The organism is Herbidospora daliensis (genome assembly GCF_001570585.1).
In the GTDB taxonomy this organism is placed as follows: Bacteria; Actinomycetota; Actinomycetes; order Streptosporangiales; family Streptosporangiaceae; genus Herbidospora; species Herbidospora daliensis.
Window position 1 is genome coordinate 134,807 of the sequence record NZ_BBXF01000009.1, and the last position, 23,728, is coordinate 158,534.

Here is a 23,728-nt window from a genome sequence, read left to right on the forward strand (position 1 = left end):
GTCGCGGTGCTCCGCCCGGTGCGGCGGTCGGTGCCGGGGTAGGCGGAGCCGTAACGGAGAGAACGGCTTTTCAGGCCAGATTGACCGACAGGCCGATCGCGAAGAGCAGACCGAAGACGATCTGGAGGCGGCCGGTCTGCTGGAGGGTGGCGATGAGCGCGCGCCCTTCGAGGCCGTTCACGACCTCGCGGACCGGGCGGATGGCCAGCGGCAGCGCGAGCAGGCCCAGGGCCGCGAACGGGTGGGCGAAGGCCAGCGGGACCAGGCACGCGAACGGGACCAGCAGGCACGTCGCGTAGAGGAGCCTGGTGCGGCGTTCGCCCAGCACCACGGCGAGGGTGCGTTTCCCGGCGGGTTCGTCGGTGTGGATGTCGCGCAGGTTGTTCACCACGAGCAGCGCCATCGCCAGCAGCCCGACCGGCACGGCGACCCACACGGCGGTCCAGGTCCAGCCGGCCTGCACGTAGGCGGTGCCGATGACCGCCACCAGGCCGAAGAAGAAGAACACCGACAACTCGCCGAGCGCCCGGTAGCCGTAGGGGCGGGAGCCGCCCGTGTAGAACCAGGCCGCCAGGATCGACAGCGCCCCGAACGCCAGCATCCACCAGGCCGAGGTCGCCACGACGAGGGCCAGGCCGACCACGGCGGCGGCGGCGAAACAGGCCAGCGCGGCCGTCAGCACCGCCTTCGGGGTGGCCGCCTTCGAGCCGACGAGCCGCATCGGGCCGACGCGGCCGTCGTCGGTGCCCTTGACGCCGTCGCTGTAGTCGTTGGCGTAGTTGACGCCGACCTGGAGGACCAGCGCGACGAAGAGGGCGGCCAGGGCCGCCCACCAGACGAAGTGACCGGCGCCGATCGCGACGCCGGTGCCGGCCGCGACCGGGACGACCGCTGCGGGGAGAGTGCGGGGCCGCGCGCCGGCGACCCATTGAGCCGGGGTGGTCACGCGCGTGAGATGTCCGTCGTCATGCGGACCATCCGGATCGGACGGCCCATGTCGAGCACCCGTTCGGCCATGTCCTCGCCCCAGCCGGCCGACTCGAGGAAGCCGAGCATCGCGTAGTTCTCGGCGAACACCCAGGTCACCACCGAGCTGTAGCCGTCGTCGCGCAGGTGGTCGACGGTCGCGTTGAGCAGCCGGCTGCCGTGGCCGCGCCGGATGTGGTTGGGGTCGACCAGCAGCGTGAGCAGCTCGGCCGTGAACCCCGGATGCAGATCAGGGTCTTCCGCGGGCCCGTGGGAGGCGAGCCCGACGACCCGGTCGCTGGCCCGCTCGGCCGCCGTCGGCAGCGCCGCGAGAACTCCGCCGGGACCCAGCGCGTGCCACTCTTCGGTGTCGGGGACGACGCGTTCCACGGCGACGAGCACCCGGTGCCGGGGGGAGGGCGGCGACAGGATCGCCTCGTCCCACTGGCGCCGCCACATCTTCTCGGCGGCCTGACCGGTCATCTGCTCCAGCGGGCCGGGGGGCAGGAAATCGCGGTAACCGTGCTTCCACGCCCTGATCTGGGTGCTCGTCACCGCGTCGACATCTTCGAGACGGGCAGGTCTGACACCCATTTGGCCGGCTCCTTTCTGTGCCTATGACACCGTACTGGTCAGGCGGACATCCCCGGACCTTCAGCCTGACGTCGTGCCCTATATGTCCGGGTTTTCGTGCGATTTCCACACACGCGCATCGAGCACCAGGCGCGTGACCGGTTCTTCGACGCGTCGATGAAGGCCGCCTGGCAGGTGCTCTCGACGCACACCTTAAGGCGTGGCCAGGTCCCGTCGGCGTGCGCCGCAGCGATCATGGCCGCGAGTTCCGCCAGGCCGCGGTGGGCCGCGCCGTCGGCCGGCACGAGCCGGGGCGTGCCGCCGTCGAGGGCGACGCGCAGCGACAGCGCTACCAGCGCCGCCTCCAGAGGTTCGGGGGTCGTGTACGCCACCGCGTCGTGGTTGTGCCGCAGCCCCGCCCTCAGACCCTCTCGCAGGTTCCTGGCGAGCGCGAGATCGTCGGCGGGCTGGAGGCCGTGGCTCTCCAGCCACGCGCGCAGCGCCCGCGGGGAGGTCAGGTCGTCGGTATCGGTCTCGACGTCGTAGGTGTTGACGAAGTCGCGCAGCAGTTCGGCCGGGCCGGACACGGTGATCACCCCTTCCGGGGAACTCTAGCCGGGAATAAGAAGACACCCCCGTAACGCTTTAGCTGGTGTCACGAATTCCTGAAGGAGAAAGCCATGCATGTCAGCTACCTCGCCTACCTGGCCTTCCAGCAGAAGAAGCGGCGGGAGCGTCAGGCGCGAGTTCCCCGTAAGCCCTCGCGAGCCGAATGACCCCCTCGGCCAGCTCCGCACGATGGGAGGCGGCCGTGTGGGTGAGCCGCAACCACGGCCCCGGCGGCTCGGCCGCGTGGTAGATCCGCCCGGGGCTGACCAGCACGCCCGCCCGCTGGGCGCGTTCGACCAGCGCCGCCTCGTCGAGGGCGGGCGGGAGCCGTACCCACACGTGCAGCCCTCCCTTCGGCGCGAGCTCCACCCGCGCCCCGGGCAGATGCCGCGTCAGGCTCGCCAGCAGGATGCCCCGGCGCTCGTCGATCTCCGCCGCGACGGCGGCCCGGTGCCGCCGCCAGGCCGGGGCCGACACGAACTCCAGCGCCGTCTCCTGGAGCGGCCGGGCGACGAAGAACGACTCGACGATCTGCGCGGCGCGCAGCCGCGCGGCGGCCGGCCCCCGCGCGACCAGCCCGGCGACCCGGACGCTGGGCGCGGTGATCTTGCTGAGCGACAACACGTGCACGACCGTGCCGTGGGTGTCGAGCGCCACCAGCGGAGGCGGCGGGGGAGTGGTGGTCAGGTAGCGGGCGAAGTCGTCCTCGACGACGAACGCGCCCGCCGCCCGCGCGACGGCGAGCACCTGCCGCCGCCGCTCCAGTGACAACGTCGCCCCCGTCGGGTTCTGCAGCGTCGGCTGGCAGTAGAAGACCCTCGCCCCGGTGCGCGCGAACGCCTCGGCGAGCTGGTCGGGCCGCACCCCGCCCTCGTCGGCCGGCACCGGCACGACCCGCAGCCCCGCCGCCCGCGCGGTCGCCAGCGCCCCCGGATAGGTCGGCGTCTCCACCAGCACCGGATCGCCCGGCGCGGCCAGCCCGCGGAAGGCGTGGGTCAGCGCGGCCTGCCCGCCGCTGACGACGAGCACGTCGTTCTGCGTCGTCTCGGTCTCACCGGCGAACCAGGTGCGCAACTCGGGCACCCCCGCGCGCGGCGGCATCGACCAGGCGTCGGGCCGCTTCACCGCCCTGATGGCGGCGGCGCCGAGCTCCTTGGTCGGCCGCAGCACCGGGTTGAGGTATCCGCCGGTGAGCGGGATCACCCCCTCCTCGGGCTGCTGCAGGATCGACGTCAGCGGCGCCTCGTCGACGACCCGCTCGCCCAGCGCGACGGTCTGCCACGACGGATCGGTCTCCCGTGGACGCGGCGGCGAGGCCACGAACGCCCCGGCGCCCGGCCGGGTGGTGACCACCCCTTCGGCGACCAGCCGCGCGACCGCCTTGGAGACGGTGACGGGCGAGACCCCGTGGGCCTGGACGATCTCCCGGCTGGAGGGAAGCCGGTCACCCGGCCGCAGCGTGGCGGCCTGGGCTTTGAGGCTGTCGACGAGACGAGCGATACTGCTATCGTCGTTCATGAGAACCAAGAGTAGCGCTATCGCTCCGACTAAGGTAGCCAGTAGCAGATCCACTGAGCGGCTTGATAGCGCTGGTCTCGGCACCGCCCTCGCCGCCGTCGGCGTGCTCGCCTTCTCCGGCTCGATGCCCGCCACCGTGTACGCCATGCGCGGCCTCGACCCCTTCCTGGTCGCCATCGGCCGCGCCGTGCTCGCCCTGGTGGTGGCCCTGGGCTTCCTCCTGATCGCGCGGGCCCCGCTGCTGCCGCCCCGCCGCGACCTCGGGTCCTACGCCGTCATCGCCCTCGGCGTCGTCTTCGGCTTCCCCGTCTTCAGCGGCCTGGCCCTCTACGGGGGCGCGTCCACCTCCCACTCGGCCGTGGTCATCGGCCTGCTCCCGGCCGCCACCGCCGTCGTCGCGGTGCTGCGCGCCGGGGAACGCCCCCGGGCGGCCTTCTGGCTCGCCAGCGCCCTGGGGGCGTCGTCGATCACCGTCTTCACGCTGTCGCGCGGCGGCGGCCATTTCACCACGGCCGACCTGCTGCTCGTGCTGGCCCTCGGCTCGGCCGCCGTCGGCTACACCGAGGGGGCCCGGCTGACCCGGACCACCCCCGGCTGGCGGGTCATCTCCTACGCGCTCGTCGTGGCCGCCCCGCTGACGGTCCCGCTGACCGGCTGGCTCGCCCTCACGACGCAGCCGGTCTTCACGGGCGAGTCGGTCTCCGGCCTCCTCTACACCGGCCTCGTCTCCATGTACCTCGGCTTCATCCCCTGGTACGCCGGCCTCGCCCGGGGCGGGATCGCCCGAGCGGGCCAGACCCAGCTCGCTCAGCCGCTGCTGACGCTGGCCTGGGCGGTCCTGCTGCTGGGCGAACCCTTCGACCCCTGGACGATCGTGGCGGCCATGGCCGTGCTGGTCTGCGTGGCCGCCACCCAGCGCACCCGCGCTATTCGAGCGTGAACGTGGCGCTGCTCTGGAAGGCCGACGTGCCGTCGTTCTGCTCGACCCAGACCAGGCCCGACCGGTGGCGCAGGTAGTAGCCGGGGAAGTTGACCGACTCGTAGGAGACCCCGCCGCCGGTCAGCCCGGTGCGCCGGTAGAACGACGCGTCGGAGCGGAACAGCGAGGAGTTGTCGTTGCGCTCCACCCAGGCCTCGTGGTTGCGGTGCCGCAGGAAGTAACCGGGGAAGTTGGTCGACTCCAGCGACACCGTGCCCGACCCGGTCAGCCCGGTGACCTGCCGGAACTGGCTGTCGGCCAGCGGCGTCACGTTGGTCTCCAGCCTGACCCGGTACTCCCAGTGGCGAACCGCGTAGTTGCCCGACATGAGCCGCACCGGGGTGGCGCCGTCCGGTACGGGAATGCCGAAGTCGGGCGTGCCGTCGGCCCGCCAGTAGATCTTCTGCACCCGCGTCCGCCGGTTCGGGTCGTTCAGCGGATCGCCGGAGATGTTCTGGTACGACCGGTCGTGGTAGACGAGCAGGTCGCTCTGGCCGTCCTCCGAGACGGTGAAGGAGTTGTGGCCGGGGCCGTACTGGCTGGTCTGCGAGCTCGACACGAAGACCGGGTTGGCGCTCTTCGTCCACGACGCGGCGTTGAGGGGGTCGGCCGACGCCGAGGCGGTCAGCAGGCCGAGACAGTAGTTCGCGTCGGTGGCGCTGGCCGAATAGGTCATGAACAACCGCCCGTTGCGCTGGATCACCGACGGCCCCTCGGCCACCCGGTAGCCCCGGGTCTCCCACGACAGGGTCGGGATCGTCAGCCGGGTGGTGTTCCCGGTGATCTGCCACGGGTTGCTGCCCATGCGGGCGATGTACAGGTTGGAGTTGGTCGAGATGCCCGGCTCCGCCTGCGCCCAGATCAGGTAGCGGATGTTGTTGTGGACGAAGGTCGAGGCGTCGAGCGAGAAGGTGTCCCACGGAGTGTAGATGCGGCCGCGTTCGGTCCACGAGCCGGTCAGCGGGTTGGCCGCGGTGCTCTCCAGGACGTACATGCGGATGCGCCAGACGTCGTCGGTGCGGCCGGCGGCGAAGTAGACGTACCAGCGGCCGTTGATGAAGTGGATCTCGGGCGCCCAGATGTGCGCGCCCATCTCACCCGAGCTGTGCTTGCGCCAGATGACCGTCTCCGGCGCGCTCGCCAGCCCCTGGATGGTGGTCGCGCGGCGCAGCACGATGCGGTCGTACTCGGGCGCCGTCGCGGTGAAGTAGTAGTAGCCGTCGGTGTGCTTGAAGATGTGCGGGTCGGCGCGCTGCGCCGCGATCGGGTTGGAGTACTGCACGGCCGGGCTGGCCTGCGCCGGCAACGGCATCAGGAGCAGCAGCGTCGCCACGGCGACGACCAGGCGTAACAGGCGCATGACGGGTCCTCTCAGGCCAGCGGGCTGGTCACGGTGAACGCCGTGCCGGTCGAATCGAGCCGCAGGCTGCCGTTCAGGAACTTCCCAGGCAGGTTGTACGACTCCAGCAGCGCCCCCCGCGCGCAGAAGGTGGCGTCGCCGCGGAAGATCGCCGAGCCGTCGTTCCGCTGCAGGACCAGCTGCATGTTGTAGTGGCGCAGGTAGTAGCCCGGGAAGTTGATCGCCTGGAACGAGTAGCACCCGGAATGCGCCAGCCCGGATCCGACCGTGAACGTGGAGTCCTGCCGCGCCAGCAGCGCACTGCTGGAGGAGACGTTCTCCAGATAGGCGACGTAGTCGCGGTGCCGCACGTAGAGCGACCCCGCCCGCAGCGACCGGTTGCCGGTCGGCAGCGCGGTCGTGTCACCGGAGTCCTCCCGCAGCACGGTGAAGTGCCGGGCCGTCCCGGAGAGCCCGGACAGTTCGGTCCGGGACGAGAAACTCGACAGGTTGGAGCTGTCGGCGTAGTAGTAACGCCCGCCCGAATAGTTGTCGAAGTAGAGCCGCCACCGGTTGTCCGGCAACCGCACCAGCGCGGGCCCTTCGAGCCCCGACCCCCACCCGGCCCAGTTGCCTGTGCCGACGAACGTCCAAGGCCCGTTGAGACTGGTGGACGTGGCATGCTCGATGTACTTGGTCGTCTCGTTCTTCAGGAAATTGTGATAAACACCGTCGACCTTGACGATGAAACTGTCGATGTAATTGGCCGGAATTCCGAGCGCCGTCGCCGACGACCACGATGACAACGCCGAATTGGTGGCCGTGATGCGATAGGGCCGGAACTGGCCCGCCGTCCCGGTCGTCGACGCCGAGAAGACGACATGCACACTCCCGTCGGAGTCGCGGAACCACTCGGGCGCCCAGGTGCTGCCCGTCGACCCGTTCAGGCCCACGACGACGTTGCGCTGGAACGTCCAGGTCACGGCGTCGGCACTGCGCGCGAACCCGATCGTGTTGCCCGTCCAGCCGGTCGTGTAGACGAGGTGGTAGTAGCCGTCGGTGTGCTTGATGACGCTCGGGTCGCGGATCAGGCCTGACGGGGGTGTGTAGGCGTTGGCCCTGATCAGGTTGTAGTTGGCGGCGTTGTTGGAGTCGTAGACGTACATGTTCGACTCACTGGCGTTGGTGAAGGCCGTCATCAGGTAGTGCGGGGCGGGGCCGGCGGCGTTGGCCGGGGTGGGCTGGAGGACGACGGCGATGAGGAGGAGGGGGAGCAGCACTCTTCTGAGCATGTGGGGTCCATCTGTTATCGCTAACATTCGGATCTCATGGCTAACCCGGAGGGGCGGGCCTGTCAACGGGGACCTTGTGTATTTGCAGGTGGCGGGTGGGGTGGGCTTGAAACTTTCGCTGCGTGGTGTTGTCTGGGTGACATGTGCTGGATTTGAGGGGCGGTTTTCTCTTTGTGTGGCGGAATTGTTTCGTGCTGGGGTTTGGATCATTGGCGTTGTCGATAGTCGGAATATCGGTGGTGGCGATGCTTGGAGAGCGCGAACGGGGTGGGCGGCATTGTCGGCCCTGTGGCAGTTGTCAGGGGGGCACGCGCCCGCCGGGATGGGCGGTGCGGTTGCGATTCGCCCAATGGGGCTGTGCGGTCAGTGGCCCGCTGGATAGCTGGAAGGAACCCCCTGGCCCACCGCCCGGAACGGGCCTGCGCTTTCGATGAGTTCGGACTTCGGGCATCGGCCCCATCGCCGGAGCAAGCTGAGCCGAGCGGGGGCCGTTCGGGCCGGTGGTCGGCCACTTACCGGCGCACCCAGGGGATCACCTATTTCCGCGGCTGCTCCTCCGCTGGCGATGACCTGCTCGGGGTGTCAACTGGCGATGCTGAGGCACGATCACACCTGGGTCGCGCTCCGGTCGATCCCTGCGGCCAGCCCGGACGGCGTCTCCTTCTACGTGGTCCCGGATAAGGGGTCCTGGATAATTCGTCCGCGCACAAGAACTGGCGCATCCGCACCGGGGCCAGGCGCAACAAGGTCAAGTTGCTTCACCCCGACCCACGCCTCCGGGGCCAAGCCCATCGAGGCACACTTCGGGCCGCTACGCCAGTTCACCATCGCCGGCTCCGACCACAGCGTCCAGAGCCGGGCGCCGCACGCCTACCTGCGCCGGCGCAACGCCAACGCCCGCCACCCCGATGTCTTGGCCGCCCCACGCCGCGAACGCGCCCGCGTCCGCAGCGAGAAACGCATGCGATGAGGCAGCCGGCCACTGTCACCTGACCGCACGACTCCGGCCGACCTCTCCGGTCACGACACTGGCGGTGATGCCGTTGACCCTGCTCCGGCCCCAGGCCGTCAGGCGCGGTCGTGGAGGGTGACCTGGTAGCCGTCGGGGTCGGCGAAGGTGAACGTTCGGCCGAAGGGGCCGTCGATCGGCGCGGAGACGATGGTGTGACCGTCGGCGGCCAGAGCGTCGTGAATGGCCTGGACGTCGGTGGCGTGGAGCCAGATGGCGGCACCGATGCCGGGCTGGGCCACGGAGGCGAGATCGGTACCGGGAACGACGTCGCGGAGGGCGAACGCGATCGGCCTGGTCTCGAAGACGACGGCGTGCGGAGGCCCGGCCGGTGAGCGGACGAGGCCGAGGTATCGCTCGTAGAACGCCTGCGAGGCGCTGAGGTCGCGTGCTTGGAGCGAGATGAAATCGGGTCCGGTGACGGGCATGACGATGCTCCTCCATGTGTGTCAGTTTTCTGACACACGCCAATCTATGTCAGAATACTGACATGGGTCAAAACGGTGCCGGCGTCAACCTGGAGACGTCACTGGGCTACCTGCTGAAAGAGGCGTCGAATGCCCTCCGCGTAGCCATGGAAGAGGTGCTGCGGCCGCTCGGGATGAGCGTGACCCACTACTCCTGCCTCGAACTGCTGGCTCAACGACCGGGCCTGTCCAACTCCGAGCTCGCGCGCGGCGCGTTCGTGACACGGCAATCGATGAACGTGCTGCTCCAGGCCCTGGAACGAGATGGCTACGTGACCAGGCCCGCCGAGGCCCCCATCGGGAAGGCGCTCCCCGCGCGACTCACGCCCCGAGGCCGCCGGAGCCTCGAGAAGGCGACCGCGGCGGTCCGGGCGGTCGAGCTCAGAATGCTGGCCGGCATGACCGAGACCCAGCAGTCGGACGCATCCCGGCTCCTGAAGAGCATGATCGACTCTCTGCACAGCAGCGACGAGGCTACCTAGTGCGATGACGCAAACCTGTGCCGTGTCGTAGAAGCCGCTGCCGGCTCGTGACGATCAGGATCTAACTCGGCGAACCTTTCCGGTCACAGCTCTAGGAACAGGTCGTGCCGTCACACGCCCGCTGGGATAAGCGCGTGGTCACGCATCTGCCAGAGCGGGTTGCGCAGTCGCGTGCCCGTTGGGGTGAGCGGCGTGGTCATTCATCAGCGGAGGCTGGCCGTGTGGATGGCGACCCGCTGGGATGAGCGGCGTGGTCACTCATCTGCCAAGGCGGGCTGCGTGGTCGCGCGGCGGCTTGGGTGAGCGGCGTGGTCGTTCATCGGCCGAGGCGGGCCATGTAGATGGCGACCCGCTCGGATAAGCGGCGCGGTCACTCATCTGGCAAGCCGGCTTGAGCGGTCGCACGCACCCTGATCACTGGTGCGTTCGCTCATCTGCCAAGGCTGGCTGCGCGGTCGCGCGCCGCTTTGGTAAGCGGCGCGGTCGCTCATCTGCCAGAGCGGGTTGCGCGGTCGCGTGGCCGTTGGGGTGAGCGGCGTGGTCGTTCATCGGCCGAGGCGGGTCGTGTGGATCGCGACCCGCGAGGATAAGCGCGCGGTCGCTCATTTGCCAAGGGGGCTGCACGGTCGCGCGGCCGCTTGGGTAAACGGCGCGTCGACTCATCTGGCAAGCCGGCTTCAGCGGTCGCACACCAGCCTGATGACCGGTGCGTTCACTCACCCACCTGGGCAGGCGATGGAGACACCCGCCCAGGGTTGCTCGGCCGGTGCCGGTATCCGGAAACGCGTCTGTGAGCGTCCTGTTGTCACAAGCCGTTCTGGCGGGAGGCTGGAGTCGAGCGCTTCGGTTTGGGCCACTTCTCGCGGGCCGTCGCGTACGTCCCTCGATAGGGCACCGTGAACACGTACCCCTGTTTGCGCAGGGTCGCGATCGCCTGCCGCACGGTCGCCTTGGCCACGCCGTGTTCGGCCATCAGGGCTTTCTCGCTCGGCAGGGCGCGGTTGGCCGGGAACTCGCCTGAGCGGATCTTCTCCGACAGGACCTTCGCGATCAGCTGGTAGACGGGGAGCTCCGACCGCGGGGTGTCGGGCGTGCCCACGAAGGTGCCCTCTCCCTGGATCGTGTAGGCGAGGCCCTGGTCGCGCAGTTCGCGGGCCACCCGGCGGGCGGTCATGCGGGCGACGTTGTATTCGGCTTCGAGTTCCGCCTCGCTGGGGATGGCGTCGCCGGGGCTCAGCTCGCCTTCGGCGATCTTCCGCCGGAGCTCCTCGGCTATCTGCTTGTAGACCGGCACGGGTCCCTCTCGGTCGAGCATCTTCGTATCGTAGACCAAACAGTACGTATACCCACGAACCAGACACTTACTAAGTCTCTATAGACGGTGACTAGACCTATATGTAGATTGGAGATTAAGAAACACGGCGCCACTTGGTGTCGGTGACCACGAGGTGATCGAGGAAGGTGAGGCCAACGATGTCGGAAGCGTGCCGCAGGTGGTCGGTCGAGGCCACGTCGGCGGGGCTGGGCTCGATGGAGCCGCTCGGGTGGTTGTGTGCGACCCCGAACGCCGCCCCTCCCGAGGTCAGCACCGCCGTGATCACGTCGCGGACAGGCAGCGAGGTGTGGTCGCTCCCGCCCTCGGTGAGCACCAGCTGGCGGAGCACCCCGCCGGCGGCGTCGCACACGACCAGGACCAGGCGCTCCTTCGTCTGCTCCCGCAGGAGCGGGGCCACCAGGGCGGCGAGGTCGGCGGAGGAGGTGATGCGCAATGGGCCGGGGCCGGTTTGCGAGCGACGTACAAGATGAAAGGCGGCGGCGACCCGGGCGGCCTTGGCGGGCCCGACCCCCGGAACGCTGAGCAGCCGATGCGGCTCCGAACGCGCGAGTTCGCCGAGATCGCCGCAGTGGGAGATCACCCGCGAGGCGAGCTCGACGGCGCTCATGCCGCGGCTGCCTGATCCGAGAAGTATGGCCAGTAGTTCACGATCGGCCAGAGCGTTTCCTCCCTTCTCCAGCAAACGCTCACGTGGCTGATCGCCAGCCGCCATGTCCTTGACCCGCAACCCCATGACGCTCGTTTTACCATCACCCACCGACGTTCTTGCGGTGCCCGCATTTGTCCATCCGATTTGTGGCTGGAAGTGGTTGATGTCCCGGGCGTGGATGTGACGCGATTTCCCTGATTAGAACGACATTGTTCTACCAGGACGCCCTGTTGCCTCGTTCGCGATAGTATGTCTGCGTCACTACCGGCTGGGTCTGTTTGCGCTGTTCTCTGGGTGTTTCTGTACGACCTGGCTGAGGCCGGGAAGCTTGTCGCGCGCCGGCGTTGAGGGCATGAAGATGCTCTCCGCAAGGCTGAATTGACCGCCGAACCCCGTTATGTGGCGCTTTGGTTGAGTCTCGAGCGACGGGATCTATCGCCTGCAGAAAATGGACGCCGCCTTCGGTTCCCCTGCCTACTTCGGATGACTTTGCGCCTCTTTCGGGAAAATCGTATTTGTCGGTCTTCGTGAGCCACCTGCACAAAATCGTCAACCGCCTGTGTCGAATCGCCCCAAAGCACTCGCCGCCCCACATCGCCCCCACTCGTGGAGCGGCGAGCGGCCGGTCGCTGGAACGCACGAGGGATAGTTCCAGCGACCGGCACACCTCTTGCGACATCGGCGCAGGCTCGATGACGCTCGCTCGGTGCCGCCGAGTTGCTCGGCGGTGCCGAAGAGGAGGTCCTTCAGGCGCTCACCACCTGCCCTGCCTTGCCGGGTGGTGAGAGGGCCGGCCGCTGGAACGCAACGGCAGCTTCCAGCGGCCGGTTGACCTTCGGGTGGGGCCGTGGCTGAGGATCGATGGGTTCGCTGCGGCTCGGGGACTGGTGAGGAACTGGGTGGCCGGTTGTTGCTGAAGGTCCGAGGCGAACTGTCTGGAAGCTGAGAGCGCGGGTTAGAAGGGCGCACTGTAGAGGACGTCAACGGCCGGGCTCTGCTTTGTGGCGACACGTGCGTTCTGACGCCTGAGCTCACATTTCTCCGAAGCCCGCAACATCCGCAGCCATACGATCGACATCGGACACCGTGCTCTCGGCGGGAAGGTTCGGTAGGCGTGTAGTGCCTGCCAGAAGGCTCGACAGGCATGTCAGAAGCGGGTCGACGTGCACGCAGCTGCGCCCGGCTGGTTTGTAATGCCCGCGTGCTAGCTCGACCGGCAAGTCGAGGGGCTACGTGACAGACATGTGGGGGGTACCGTCGGGAGCGTCCCGCAGGCATGCATGACAGGGATGCAGCACAAGCGCACACGCTCGACAAAGGCGCTCGCCAGCCGTGCAGAACAGGTATGCGACGCCTGCACGCATGCTTGGTGAGATGCACGACTGGCATGCGTAGATCGCAGGGCCTTCCATGTGCCTATCGGCGGTATGGCCTGCACCATCCCTGGCGAGGCCGATGTGCGTGAGGGAGCAGCTCTGGCGATTAGGCCAGAGAAACTCGCTGCGGCTTCCCACGCCGCAGGCTTTCAGTTGCGACAGATGGCCAGGGTGAGGGGCTGGGGAACGCTCCGATCTGTTCGGCCTGGACCAGCGCGCCGCTTGTTGGAGCTTTCCTGTCGTTCGCTGGCGCTACATGCAGCCCCGTCGACGTGAAGGACTTCTTCTACGTCAGTTCCAAGCCCGGTGCTCCACCACAAGCTCTCACCGCTCGTGACTCCGTGCACTTGAGCGGTGAGGGGCCGGTCCCTGGTACCTATCGGGAGGTTCCGGCGACCGGCCGCATCAGCACACCTGGGCACGCTCGGCTGGGCCGATGAGGATGACAGTGCTTGCTCGGCGTGTCTCGATGCCGAAGTCTTCGAAGATCTGTTGACGGTTGTCATCCAGACCGACGAGGACTCACTGACGAATCGAACGGGACCATCCACTCGCGGCGTGCATCAACCGGAGATGCGGCCTCGAAGGAACAGATTGCGGCTGAGTTCGAACACGACTGCGCGGGCGGGTTGCGGTCTGCCAGCCATGATGTGAGCGAAGCCGCCATGCCTCAGTGTGCGGCTGGCCTTACCTGCACCCGCTACAGAGAGACCAAAGTCGCCTTGGGACGTCGAGTCTGTTGGCCGGTGCTGCCGAACGAATGGATCACGCGACCAAGGGCCCCGCGCGCTGAATCGCGCCACCCACCGACCGGCGTGCCAGCCCGCTCACGTTCGGCGAACCCACTCCCGTCCAAGCCGCCGAGATGCATCACCTCAAGAGAGGAGCACAACGAAGTCGCGGGAACCCCACCGAAGCAGGTCCCCGCGACCCCGTCGTACACATCCCCGAAACCCGTTGGAAGGAGGGCCTCAGCGGCTCGGTTGTTCCCCGTAAGGAGCAGGAAGGGTGTAGACAAGCCGGAACTGGTCGCACGGAATGATCACGTCGCTGGTCTCCACGGGTTTGTCGCCCGCCCAGTGGGTGCGTTCCACGTGAAGTACGTGGACGCCGGCCGGAAGGTCCAGGACGTCGCTTTCCACGGGCTGAGGGACCCGTGCGTACACGTGCTCGGTCACCTCGGTCAGCTTCAGGCCGTTGCCGCCTAGGCGGTGGGCGACCTGGGTGATGTCGTCGGTGCCGTCGTTGTAGACGATGGGTTCGTACGACACCGCGAGCTGCACGGGTTTGCCGTCGCTGCGATAGACGATGCGCGTTCTCGTGACGGGGGATTGGGCGGCGATGCGCAGGCGTACGGCGATGTCTGGCCTGGCCTCGGCGGAATCGGTCTTGACGTCACACGTCGGGCGGCGCCCGACGGCGTGCATGTCGGTCGAGAAGTGGGCCTGTGCACGGTGGAGCGGGAGCAGGTCCGGCCGTTGACGGACCCGATGGCCCGACCCGACGCGGCCGATGATCAGCCCTTCTTGGGCCAGCACTCGAAGCGCGTGGCGGGCGGCGGTTTCGCCGACGCCGTACTTCCGGGTGATCTGGTGCCGTGAGGGAATCGGCGCTCCGGGTTGCAACAGGCCTTCCGTTATCTGACGGCGGAGGTCTTCGACAACACGCAGGTAAACCGGATCGGAGTTGGCCACTTATCCATCCTTGGACTGTAAAGCGTTAATTCCGATCCTCCCGTATCCGATGCACAACCCAGAGTAATGGCCATCAGTTGTGATTCCAACTTTACTCTTGACCTGTGGAGGATCCTGTCGTGGATCGTCATACTTTGTCCCTGCCTGGACGCGCTTCGATGACCGCCGTGGCCAGGCTATTCGTCCGCCGCTACCTCGATGGGCACCCGCTCGCCGCCGATGCCGAGGTGGTCGTTTCCGAGTTCTTCTCGAATGCCATTCGCCATAGCAGAATCCCTAATGGCGGTATTGTCCGCATATGCGTTATTAAGCTGGAACGCTCCATTCGTATAGAGGTGACGGATCCTGGCGGCGGGGCGACCGTGCCGCACGAAAAACGCCCTTCGTCCGGAGACGAGCACGGCCGCGGTCTCGGGATCGTCCGCACGATGGCCACGGCGTGGGGTCACGAGGGTCTGGGAGATGTGTACGTCACCTCCTGGGCCCAGCTCGACGACCCCGACGCCCGGCTCCGTCCACTTCCGGAGATCGGGCCCGGCTGGTGCCTGCCCCTCTCGGTGCCCGTGGGGCCGATCTCCCCGGGAGACCCACAAGCCAGCACTGTCCATCGGATCCCGTCATGGGAGCCGTAGGGCAAAGGGGCGATCCGCGTCGCACCCCCGCGAGCTCACGCCAGGGTGGGCAGGGTTTCGCCCGTTTCCAGGTACGTCTTGAGGTTCGACAGGATCGCCGGCCACCCCTGGCTGATCTCCGGGAGGATCGCCGAGCCCTCCATGAAGTCGTCGTGGATCACCGTCAGCTTCACCAGTTCGCCCATCGGCTCCAGGCTGAACGTCACCTTCGACCTCGGCTCCGCCCGCCACGCCGTCAGCTTGTCTCCCGTCAGGCCGACCGCCGCCGCGAACTCGTCGGTCAGGGTGTGCCACGTGTAGGCCAGTCGCTCATGGGGCTTCGACTCCAGCACCACCTGCTGGGCGGGGTCGTCCATGCGCACCTCGCCCATGGCCCACGTCACCGGCGCGCCGACCTCCCAGGTCGACTCCAGTGACACACCCCAGTACCGGCGGGTGAACTCCGGGGTGGTCAGGGCCTCCCAGAGGCGTTCGGGGGTCGTCTTGATGTACGTCGTGTAGGCGAACGCGGTCGGGCTCATGGGGCGGTGCTCCAATGCGGTCTTGAGGTCGGCCAGGGCGCTCGCCCGGGCCCGGGTGTAGCGGCCGAGCCAGCGGTCGGCGATGGCGTTGATCGGTTCGGCGTTCAGGTAGTGGAGTTTTTCGCGGCCGCGCCGGGTCGTGGTGATCAGGCCGGCCGACTCCAGGACGGCCAGGTGCTTGCTCACCGACTGGCGGGCCATCGTCAGGCCGTCACACAGCTGACGCAGGGTCTGGCCGTTGGCGGCGTTCAGCCGGTCGAGCAACTGACGGCGGCTGGGGTCGGCCAGCGCACGGAAAACCTCGTCGTCCACGCCATCGCACGATAGGCAGCCAAACGGCTGCATGTCAACGCGGGAAAATAAGTTCCAAGAGTCTGTAACGCGGCCGTAAGACGGCTCGATTGAGGGATAGAGGCCGCTGATGTGTGTACCCCCGAGCACATATCGGCGGCCTCTTTCGTGCCTGCGGGCCCACCCGGTTATCCACAGGCGGGGTGGCGGGGTCCACCGTTTGGGCGGATCCGGGTACCGTTCGGTCTATGGCATCGCCAACTGGAACCTCTGACGCCCCCTTCGGCCGCATGCTGACCGCGATGGTGACCCCTTTCACCGTCGACGGAGCCGTCGACTACGACGCGGCGCAGCGCCTGGCCGGCTTCCTCGTCGACGAGCAGCGGAATGACGGCCTCGTCGTGAGCGGGACCACGGGTGAGAGCCCCACGACCACCGGCGAGGAGAAAGAGCTCCTCGTGCGCGCCGTGGTCGAGGCGGTCGGAGACCGGGCCTTCGTGGTCGCGGGTGTCGGCACCTACGACACCGCCCACAGCGTGAAGGCGGCGAAGGCGGCAGAGCGGGCCGGCGCCCACGGTCTGCTGGCGGTCACGCCTTATTACAGCCGTCCCCCGCAGGAGGGGCTCTATCGCCACTTCGCCTCGATCGCCGACGCGACCGGGCTGCCGGTGATGCTCTACGACATCCCCGGGCGGTCGGTCATCCCCATCGGGCGTGAGACGCTGATACGGCTGGCGCAGCATCCGCGCATCGTCGCGGTGAAGGACGCCAAGGGCGACTTCCACACCACGTCCGAGGTCATGCTCGCGACCGACCTGGCCGTCTACTCGGGCGACGACGCGGTCAACCTGCCGTGGTTGTCGGTCGGCGCGGCCGGGTTCGTGAGCGTCATCGGGCACGTCGCGGGGGTCGACCTCGCAGAGATGATCAAGCGGTATCGCCAGGGTGACGTCGCGGGAGCCCGCGAGATCCACCTGCGCCTGACCCCCGTCATTTCGGGGATCATGAACCAGGCCGGTGGGGCGATCATGGCGAAGGCCGCACTGAGACTTGTCGGCCAGGAAGCCGGTCCCATGCGGCTGCCGCTGGTCGAGGCAACACCTGAACAGATCGCGCTGCTCCGCGCCGACCTCGTCGCGGGCGGCCTGAAGGTCATAGGAGATTGAGTGCTGCTGGCAACACCCCATGATCACGGGGTGCGCGCATGAGTCATCCCCATCCGGAACTCGGTCCGCCTCCGCGGCTGCCCGAAGGAGGCTTGCGGATCGTCGCCCTGGGCGGGCTCGGGGAGATCGGCCGGAACATGGCGGTCTTCGAATTCGAAGGCCGTCTGCTGATCGTCGACTGCGGGGTGCTGTTCCCCGAGGTCGACCAGCCCGGGGTCGACCTGATCCTGCCCGACTTCGAATACATCCGCGATCGGCTCGACCACGTCGAGGCCGTCGTGCTCACGCACGCCCATGAAGACCACATCGGCGCGGTGCCCTACCTGCTGCGCGAGCGGCGCGACATCCCGCTCGTCGGCGCGAGGCTGACGCTCGGGCTGATCGAGGCCAAGCTCACCGAGCACCGCATCCAGCCGACGACCGTCGAGGTCATCGAGGGCGAGCGGCGCCGGTTCGGGCCGTTCGAGCTCGAGTTCTTCGCGGTCAACCACTCGATCCCCGACGCGCTCGCGGTCGCCGTGCGCACGCCCGCCGGGATCGTCCTGCACACCGGCGACTTCAAGATGGACCAGCTGCCGATGGACGGCCGGCTGACCGACCTGGGCGGTTTCGCCCGGCTCGGCGCCGAGGGCGTCGACCTGCTGATGTCCGACTCGACCAACGCCGAGGTGCCCGGGTTCGTCACCAGCGAGCGCGACATCGCGCCGGTGATCGACGACGTGATCCGGGTGGCCGACAAGCGCATCATCGTGGCGTGCTTCGCCTCGCACATCCACCGCGTGCAGCAGGTGGTCGACTCGGCCCAGAAGCACGGCCGCAAGATCGCCCTCATCGGGCGGTCGATGGTCCGCAACATGGGCGTGGCGCGCGAACTCGGTTATCTCAAGGTGCCGGCCGGGATCCTGGTCGACTCGCGCGAGATCGAGGAGTGGCCGCCGGAAGACGTCGTGCTCATCTGCACCGGTTCGCAGGGTGAGCCGATGGCGGCGCTGTCGCGCATGGCCAACCGCGACCACCCGATCCGCATCGCCGAGGGCGACACGGTGCTGCTGGCCTCGTCGCTGGTCCCGGGCAACGAGACCGCGGTCAACAAGGTCATCAACGGGCTGACCCGGTGGGGGGCTAAGGTCGTCCACAAGGGCAACGCGCTGGTCCACGTGTCGGGTCACGCCGCCGCGGGCGAGCTGCTCTACGTCCTCAACGCCACCAAGCCGTCGAACTTCATGCCTGTTCACGGTGAATGGCGGCACCTGCGGGCCCACGCGCGGCTCGCGCGGCTCACCGGGGTGCCCGACGAGAACGTCGTCATCGCCGAAGACGGGGTCGTGGTCGACCTGGTCGACGGGCAGGCGAAGGTTGTCGGCGCGGTCCCGGCCGGCTACGTCTTCGTCGACGGCACCTCCGTCGGCGACATCACCGAGGTGGCGCTGAAAGACCGGCGCATCCTCGGCGACGAGGGCTTCATCTCGATCGTGGTGGTCGTCGACTCGACCACCGGCCGTCTCACCGGCGGCCCCGAGATCACCGCGCGCGGATCGGGCATCGACCCCGACTCGCTCGACGCGGTGATCCCCCAGATCGAGAAGGCGCTCCAGGAGTCGGCCGCGGCGGGCGTGGCCGACGTGATGCAGATCCGCCGCGTCGTCCGCCGCACCGTCGGCCGCTGGGTGAGCGACACCTACCGCCGCCGCCCGATGATCATCCCGGTCGTCGTCGAAGCCTGACCTCCCCGCACAAGGCAAGGCCCTTCCCTCGGGAAGGGCCTTTCTTTTTCTCCGTTACGGCTCCGCCCACCCAACCCCGCCCACCGCCCCGGCACCCGCCGCACCCGGCGCCAAGCACCGCTCCACCTCGGCCCCCGCAACGACCGAACCATGGCCACACGAACACCCCGGCCGCCCACCGCGACTGGCACCCGCTCCTCGATGATCGAACTGGGGTCGTACACGAAGAAACGGCCCTTCCCCCGTGGGAGGGCCGTTGCTCCTGGTGTGTCAGCCGACCGGTTCCTCGACTCGGCCGGTGTCGTCGAGGATGACCTCGGGGATCTCCTTCGGGGTGCCGCGTAGCGACCAGAGGCAGGCGCCCGCCCGGACGATCATCGAGACGCCGCCCACGACGAGGGTCGCGTGCATCGAGTCGACGAAGGTGTGGCGGGCGGAGTCCAGGAGCTGGGCGCCTAGTGGGGTGGGGAGCTGGGAGGCCACGTGGAAGGCGCCGCCCAGGGACTCGCCGGCCACGTGGGCGGCCTCGGCCGGGACTCCGGCGGGTACGGCGAGGTTGGTGGTGTAGAGGCCGCCGAGCACGCTGCCCAGCACGGCGATGCCGAGGGCGCCGCCGACCTCGGTCGCGGTTTCGGAGATGGCCGAGGCGGCGCCGGCGCGTTCGCGGGGGACCGAGGCGATGATGGTGTCGTTGGTGACGGCGAAGGTGAAGCCCATGCCGAGGCCGGCGACGATCATCGGCATCAGCATGAAGGCGTAGCTGGTGTCGACGCCGATGAGGCCGTAGAGGAAGAAGCCGACCGAGGTCAGGAACAGGCCCAGGGCGACCGTCTTGGCCCGGCCGATCGCCATGATCAGGATGCCCGACAGGCCGCCGGCGATGGCCGCGCCGACGCCGCCGGGCAGGCCCGCCAGGCCCGAGATCAGCGGTGACCAGCCCCGCACGAGCTGGAAGTACTGGGCGAAGGCCACCGAGATCGACAACGTGCCGAAGATGACGGCCACGTTGGCGCCGACGGCTCCGGAGAAGGTGCGCACCCGGAACAGCCGCACGTCGATCAGGGGTTCGGCCAGCCGGGTCTGCCGGCGCACGAACGCCACCATCGTGATCAGGCCGAGCACGGCGGCGATCCAGACGGCGGGTTCGGCGATGCCGTCGTGGGCGGCGACCTTGACGGCGTACACGAAGGAGATGACGCCGACGATCGACAGGGGGACGCTGACGACGTCGAGGCGGCCCGGGTATGGGTTGCGCGACTCCGGCAGGACGAACGCGCCGAAGACGACCAGCGCGACCGTGATGGGGACGTTGATCAGGAAGACCGAGCCCCACCAGAAGTGGTCGAGCAGGGCGCCGCCGACCACCGGGCCGATGGCGAAACCGAGGGCCGAGACGCTGCTCCAGATGCCGACGGCGGTGGTGCGCTCCTTCGGATCGGTGAACACGTTCCGGATGATCGACAAGGTCGACGGCATGATCGTCGCCCCGGCCACGCCCAGCAGCGCCCGCGCGGCGATCAGCAGTTCGGGGGTCGGCGCGTAGGCGGTCAGCGCGGAGGCGGCGCCGAACGCCACCGTGCCGATCAGCAGGAGCTTCTTGCGCCCGACGCGGTCGCCGATGTTGCCGAAGGTGATCAGCAGACCGGCCAGGGCGAAGCCGTAGACGTCCAGGATCCAGAGCAGTTGGGTCGCGGACGGGGTCATGTCCTCGACCAGCTTCGGGGTGGCCAGGTGGAGAACGGTGACGTCAAGGGCGAGCAGCAGCATCGCGAGGCACGAGATGACCAGCGTGCCCCACTTCTTCCCGGCGGCGGCGGGGGTGGTGGAAGTCATGACCCCAGGCTGGGCCGGGCCGCTGACCCGCTGCTGACCACCCGCTGACGGCGCTGACGGCGCGCTGACCGGCCGCTGACGGCTCAGCCGGGCGGGGCGAGTTCCAGCACGACCGGGATCAGCCGGTCGCGCGGCATCAGCAGGCCGCGCGTGTGGGCGGCCGTGTAGCCGGCCTCGCCGAGGGCGGCCCGGCAGCGGGCGGCCAGGCGGATGGGGTCGGGTTCGTCGCTGGGCAGGCCCTCGCGCAGGGCGGTGCTGATGCCGAGCAGGGCCGCCGCGCCGACCGGGTCGTCGCGGAGGAAGACCGCGCCGGCCAGGCCCGCGGTCACGCGGGCGGCCTGGAGGCGGTTGCGCTGGACGTACACCGACGACAGGGCCTGGCGGTGGTGGTGTTCGGCGCGGTCGGGGTCGCCTTCGGCGTAGGCGACCCAGCCCAGGGTGAGGTGGGCGGCGACGCGGATCTCGTCGAGGCTGAACCAGTCGCCGCCGCAGTCGGCCAGGACCTGTTCGGCCAGTTCGCGGGCCTCGTCGAGAGAGCCGTGGAGGCGGGCCAGGTCGGCCAGGCCGATGCGGGCCCGGCCGATCATCTCGATCGCGCCGGCCTCGCGGGCCAGGTCGCCGGCGCGGGTGAAGTCGGCGTGGATCTCGGCGTGCGGGGCCGGGCCCGAACGTTCGGACAACACGAGCCGGTTCTGGGCCCGGCGGCACAGCAGTTCGGCGATGTCGACGGTGGTGCCGAGTGTCTTGAGGAGGTCGAGGGAGCGGTCGACGAGGTCGAGGGCCTCGGTGCGGCGGCCGGTCCACTCGGCGATCTCGGCCAGCCCGGTCGTCGCCATCGACATGCCCCAGCGGTCGCCGATCGCGGTGAAACCGGCCAGGGCCGGGCGGAGGCTCTGCTCGGCCCGCACGTGGTCGCCCTCGAACAGGGCCAGCAGGCCCCAGCCGAACCGCGACAGGGAGCGGGTCCACGGGTCGAGTTCGAGGGTCGCCTGGACGGCGATCAGGTCGTCGGCCAGCGCCGGGTCGGGCGGGCCCACGGCCTGCGACCAGAGCACCCAGAGCAGCGGCTGCCGGTGCGGCGCCCGGAAGCCGTCGAGCCAGTCGCCGACGCGGTCGAGGTGGGCGCGCAGCAGGGGGTCGTCGACGCCGCCGACGACCGCGCTCAGCACGCACACGGCGAACTCCTCGGACATCTCCGGCCGCGGGCCGAGCCGGGCCAGGAGTTCGAGGGCGGAGGCGATCGACTCGCTGCGCAGGCCGCGCAGCCACCAGTAGCCGGTCAGGCCGGAGTAGAGCAGCAGCGCGTCGGCGGGGTCGGCGTGGCGCAGGGCGGCCAGCATGTTCTCGTGGTCGGCGTCCATGCGGCGCAGCCATTCGAGCTGGTCGCCGGTGCGCAGGTGGGGGTCGGCGGTCAGCGCGAAGTCGCGGAACCAGGCGGCGTGGGCCTGCCGGAAACGCTCCTCCTCGCCCGCCTCGGCCAGCTGTTCGGCGCAGAACGCCCGGATCGTGTCGAGCATCCGGTAGTGGGTGCCGGCGACCTCGATGAGCGACTTGTCGGTCAGGCCCGCGAGCAGGTCGAGGACGTCGTGCCGGGGCAGCCCGCAGACCTCCTGCGCCGCCTTGAGCGTCGCGCCGCCGCGGAAGACGGTCAGGCGGCGGGCGAGGGTGCGTTCGTCGTCGTCGAGCAGGTCCCAGCTCCAGGCGATCACGGCCCGGAGGGTGCGGTGGCGCGGCTCGGCGGTCCGGTTCCCGCGCGCCAGCACCGCGAACGGGTCGGTGGCGTCGGCGATGTCGGTCACCGGCAGGGTGCGGACCCGGGCCGCGGCCAGCTCGATGGCCAGCGGCAGGCCGTCGAGGGCGCGGCAGATCCTGATGACGGCGTCGAGCTCGGCCGCCTCCGCCGACGCCCAGAAGCCCGGCCGCACGGCGGCGGCGCGGTCGGCGAACAGGCGTACGGAAGGGTAGGAGAGGGCGTCGGCGGGGTCGACCCCCGACGGCGGGAGGGCCAGCGGCGGGATCGGGCACAACCGTTCGGCGGCGATGGCCAGGGGCTCGCGGCTGGTGGCCAGGATGCGCAACCCCGGGCAGGCGGCCAGCAGCCGCGCGGCGAAGGCGGCGGCGGCCTCGACGAGGTGCTCGCAATTGTCGAGCACGATGAGCATCGGGCGGTCGCCGATCGCGGCCGCGATGCGGTCGGCCGGGTCGGCGACGGGCTGGGCGTCCTGCTTGAGCAGCCGGCCCTCGCGCAGGCCCAGCGTGCTGAGCACGGCCTGCGGCACCTCGCCCGCGTCGGCCAGCGGGGCGAGCTCGACGAAGTAGACGGGCCGGTCGGCGTGGGCGCACGCCTCGGCGGCCAGCCGCGTCTTGCCGGTGCCGCCGGGACCGGTCAGGGTGACCAGGCGGGCGGTCGCCATCATCTCCCTGATGGCGGCGAGCTCCGCTTCCCGGCCGACCAGCTCGGTGTACAACACGGGCACCCCGACGCGCTCGGGAATCGGGTCGTGAGAAGCCGTTTCAACGCGGGCCGCCGCTGAGAAACCCGCAGTTGAGTCCGCCGGCGTTCCTGGGGCCGCCGGTGGGGCGCCGCCGCGCAGCACCGACAGGTAGGCCGCCGTCAGTTCGGCCGACGGGGTCGCGCCGAGTTCCTCGTCGAGGAGGCGGCGGGCCTCTTCGTAGGCGGTCAGCGCCTCGGCCGGGCGGCCCGTGGCGGCCAGGGCCGTGATGTGGCGGGCCCGCAGGCCCTCGTGGAGAGGGTGGCGGGCGATCATCTCGGGCAGGCCCGGGACGGTGGCGGTGCCGGTCAGCAGGGCGGGGGAGCCGGGCTCGGCGTCGACCAGGCCCAGGTAGGCCGTCAGGTGGAGTTCCGTCAGCCGGGCGGCGGCGGTGCGCAGGGTCTCGGGGAGGCCGTCGAGGGCCGGGCCGCGCCACAACGCCAGGGCCTCGGTGAAGCGGTGTTCGGCGGTGAGGCGTTCGAAGCGGTGGGCGTCGACGTCGCCGGGGTCGGTGTCGAGGCGGTAGCCCGCGGGGGTGTGGGTGATGTGGCCGCCCAGGGCGGTGCGGAGCCTGCTGACCTGGGCCTGGAGGGCGTTGGCGGCCCCCGCTGGGGGTGTGGCGCCGTAGAGGACGTCGATGAGGCGGGAGGTCGGCACGACCCGGCCGGCGTCGAGGGCGAGGGCGGCGAGGAGGGTGCGTCCGCGCGGGCCGGTCAGCTCGACGGGCGTGCCGTCGTCGCGGCGCACGTCGAGGGGGCCCAGAATGGCGAAACGCATACC

General features: G+C 69.4%; 18 protein-coding genes. 5 read left to right on the forward strand and 13 right to left on the reverse strand.

Features of this window, described 5'->3' with window-relative positions; genetic code table 11:
- Positions 1-70: 70 nt before the first annotated feature.
- The 4 genes from AW274_RS34540 to AW274_RS34555 form a co-directional block, all read right to left on the reverse strand.
- Positions 71-946 carry a 1,4-dihydroxy-2-naphthoate polyprenyltransferase gene (locus tag AW274_RS34540; protein WP_062441835.1) on the reverse strand — a complete coding sequence of 292 codons (876 nt, stop codon included), beginning with the start codon at positions 944-946 and terminating at the stop codon, positions 71-73.
- Positions 943-1,560 (reverse strand): GNAT family N-acetyltransferase, encoded by a 618-nt coding sequence (locus AW274_RS34545; RefSeq protein ID WP_062340742.1) that lies wholly within the window; start codon positions 1,558-1,560, stop codon positions 943-945. Before AW274_RS34545 ends, AW274_RS34540 begins: the two co-directional genes overlap by 4 nt.
- Positions 1,561-1,598: 38 nt before the next feature.
- Entirely contained in the window at positions 1,599-2,135 is a 537-nt protein-coding gene (locus AW274_RS34550) for a CGNR zinc finger domain-containing protein (protein ID WP_232320622.1), read from the reverse strand.
- A gap of 91 nt (positions 2,136-2,226) precedes the next feature.
- Complete coding sequence (locus tag AW274_RS34555) at positions 2,227-3,666, reverse strand: aminotransferase-like domain-containing protein (RefSeq protein ID WP_062441839.1); 1,440 nt, start codon at positions 3,664-3,666, stop codon at positions 2,227-2,229.
- Between AW274_RS34555 and AW274_RS34560 the strand changes: the two genes are divergently transcribed.
- Positions 3,665-4,606 carry a DMT family transporter gene (locus AW274_RS34560; RefSeq protein ID WP_083975333.1) on the forward strand — a complete coding sequence of 314 codons (942 nt, stop codon included), beginning with the start codon at positions 3,665-3,667 and terminating at the stop codon, positions 4,604-4,606. The two genes, AW274_RS34555 and AW274_RS34560, sit on opposite strands and share 2 nt — an antisense overlap.
- Here the strand turns inward: AW274_RS34560 and AW274_RS34565 are convergent.
- The 3 genes from AW274_RS34565 to AW274_RS34575 form a co-directional block, all read right to left on the reverse strand.
- Positions 4,593-6,005 (reverse strand): family 43 glycosylhydrolase, encoded by a 1,413-nt coding sequence (locus tag AW274_RS34565; protein ID WP_083975335.1) that lies wholly within the window; start codon positions 6,003-6,005, stop codon positions 4,593-4,595. The genes AW274_RS34560 and AW274_RS34565 overlap by 14 nt on opposite strands.
- A gap of 11 nt (positions 6,006-6,016) precedes the next feature.
- Positions 6,017-7,276, reverse strand: coding sequence for an AbfB domain-containing protein (locus AW274_RS34570; RefSeq protein WP_198169549.1), 1,260 nt, complete (start codon positions 7,274-7,276; stop codon positions 6,017-6,019).
- A 1,068-nt stretch (positions 7,277-8,344) separates the two neighbouring features.
- A complete protein-coding gene (locus tag AW274_RS34575; protein ID WP_062441849.1) occupies positions 8,345-8,713 on the reverse strand; it encodes a VOC family protein in 369 nt (122 codons plus the stop codon).
- Positions 8,714-8,775: 62 nt separating this feature from the next.
- Here AW274_RS34575 and AW274_RS34580 point away from each other — a divergent pair, with 62 nt between their 5' ends.
- On the forward strand, positions 8,776-9,234 hold the full coding sequence (locus AW274_RS34580) for a MarR family winged helix-turn-helix transcriptional regulator (protein WP_062441853.1): 459 nt from the start codon (positions 8,776-8,778) through the stop codon (positions 9,232-9,234).
- An 805-nt stretch (positions 9,235-10,039) separates the two neighbouring features.
- Here the strand turns inward: AW274_RS34580 and AW274_RS34585 are convergent.
- The 3 genes from AW274_RS34585 to AW274_RS34595 form a co-directional block, all read right to left on the reverse strand.
- Entirely contained in the window at positions 10,040-10,549 is a 510-nt protein-coding gene (locus AW274_RS34585) for a GntR family transcriptional regulator (protein WP_062441858.1), read from the reverse strand.
- Between the two features lie 94 nt (positions 10,550-10,643).
- Entirely contained in the window at positions 10,644-11,303 is a 660-nt protein-coding gene (locus AW274_RS34590) for a JAB domain-containing protein (protein ID WP_232320623.1), read from the reverse strand.
- A gap of 2,263 nt (positions 11,304-13,566) precedes the next feature.
- Positions 13,567-14,289, reverse strand: a complete 723-nt coding sequence (locus AW274_RS34595; RefSeq protein WP_062441861.1) for a GntR family transcriptional regulator — start codon at positions 14,287-14,289, stop codon at positions 13,567-13,569.
- Positions 14,290-14,393: 104 nt separating this feature from the next.
- Here AW274_RS34595 and AW274_RS34600 point away from each other — a divergent pair, with 104 nt between their 5' ends.
- Positions 14,394-14,921, forward strand: coding sequence for an ATP-binding protein (locus tag AW274_RS34600; protein WP_157520895.1), 528 nt, complete (start codon positions 14,394-14,396; stop codon positions 14,919-14,921).
- Between the two features lie 35 nt (positions 14,922-14,956).
- Here the strand turns inward: AW274_RS34600 and AW274_RS34605 are convergent, their stop codons facing one another.
- A complete protein-coding gene (locus AW274_RS34605) occupies positions 14,957-15,754 on the reverse strand; it encodes an ArsR/SmtB family transcription factor (protein WP_232320624.1) in 798 nt (265 codons plus the stop codon).
- Positions 15,755-15,981: 227 nt separating this feature from the next.
- Here AW274_RS34605 and dapA point away from each other — a divergent pair, with 227 nt between their 5' ends.
- Complete coding sequence (gene dapA, locus AW274_RS34610; RefSeq protein WP_083975337.1) at positions 15,982-16,899, forward strand: 4-hydroxy-tetrahydrodipicolinate synthase; 918 nt, start codon at positions 15,982-15,984, stop codon at positions 16,897-16,899.
- Positions 16,900-16,937: 38 nt separating this feature from the next.
- Positions 16,938-18,623: a ribonuclease J gene (locus AW274_RS34615; protein WP_062441874.1), complete on the forward strand. Its 1,686-nt coding sequence runs from the start codon at positions 16,938-16,940 to the stop codon at positions 18,621-18,623.
- A 270-nt stretch (positions 18,624-18,893) separates the two neighbouring features.
- On the opposite strand, the gene AW274_RS34620 is transcribed toward AW274_RS34615, so the two are convergent.
- On the reverse strand, positions 18,894-20,456 hold the full coding sequence (locus tag AW274_RS34620) for a DHA2 family efflux MFS transporter permease subunit (protein ID WP_062441877.1): 1,563 nt from the start codon (positions 20,454-20,456) through the stop codon (positions 18,894-18,896).
- Between the two features lie 83 nt (positions 20,457-20,539).
- Positions 20,540-23,725 carry an AfsR/SARP family transcriptional regulator gene (locus tag AW274_RS34625; protein ID WP_063813856.1) on the reverse strand — a complete coding sequence of 1,062 codons (3,186 nt, stop codon included), beginning with the start codon at positions 23,723-23,725 and terminating at the stop codon, positions 20,540-20,542.
- Between the last annotated feature and the right edge of the window lie 3 nt (positions 23,726-23,728).

Coding starts and splice junctions, on each gene's coding strand:
- AW274_RS34575 (WP_062441849.1), bottom strand. CDS start 8,713: ATGCCCGTCACCGGACCCGATTTCATCTCGCTCCAAGCACGCGACCTC.
- dapA (WP_083975337.1), top strand. CDS start 15,982: ATGGCATCGCCAACTGGAACCTCTGACGCCCCCTTCGGCCGCATGCTG.
- AW274_RS34555 (WP_062441839.1), bottom strand. CDS start 3,666: ATGAACGACGATAGCAGTATCGCTCGTCTCGTCGACAGCCTCAAAGCC.
- AW274_RS34570 (WP_198169549.1), bottom strand. CDS start 7,276: ATGCTCAGAAGAGTGCTGCTCCCCCTCCTCCTCATCGCCGTCGTCCTC.
- AW274_RS34620 (WP_062441877.1), bottom strand. CDS start 20,456: ATGACTTCCACCACCCCCGCCGCCGCCGGGAAGAAGTGGGGCACGCTG.
- AW274_RS34615 (WP_062441874.1), top strand. CDS start 16,938: ATGAGTCATCCCCATCCGGAACTCGGTCCGCCTCCGCGGCTGCCCGAA.
- AW274_RS34560 (WP_083975333.1), top strand. CDS start 3,665: ATGAGAACCAAGAGTAGCGCTATCGCTCCGACTAAGGTAGCCAGTAGC.
- AW274_RS34625 (WP_063813856.1), bottom strand. CDS start 23,725: ATGCGTTTCGCCATTCTGGGCCCCCTCGACGTGCGCCGCGACGACGGC.
- AW274_RS34590 (WP_232320623.1), bottom strand. CDS start 11,303: ATGGGGTTGCGGGTCAAGGACATGGCGGCTGGCGATCAGCCACGTGAG.
- AW274_RS34585 (WP_062441858.1), bottom strand. CDS start 10,549: ATGCTCGACCGAGAGGGACCCGTGCCGGTCTACAAGCAGATAGCCGAG.
- AW274_RS34545 (WP_062340742.1), bottom strand. CDS start 1,560: ATGGGTGTCAGACCTGCCCGTCTCGAAGATGTCGACGCGGTGACGAGC.
- AW274_RS34580 (WP_062441853.1), top strand. CDS start 8,776: ATGGGTCAAAACGGTGCCGGCGTCAACCTGGAGACGTCACTGGGCTAC.
- AW274_RS34565 (WP_083975335.1), bottom strand. CDS start 6,005: ATGCGCCTGTTACGCCTGGTCGTCGCCGTGGCGACGCTGCTGCTCCTG.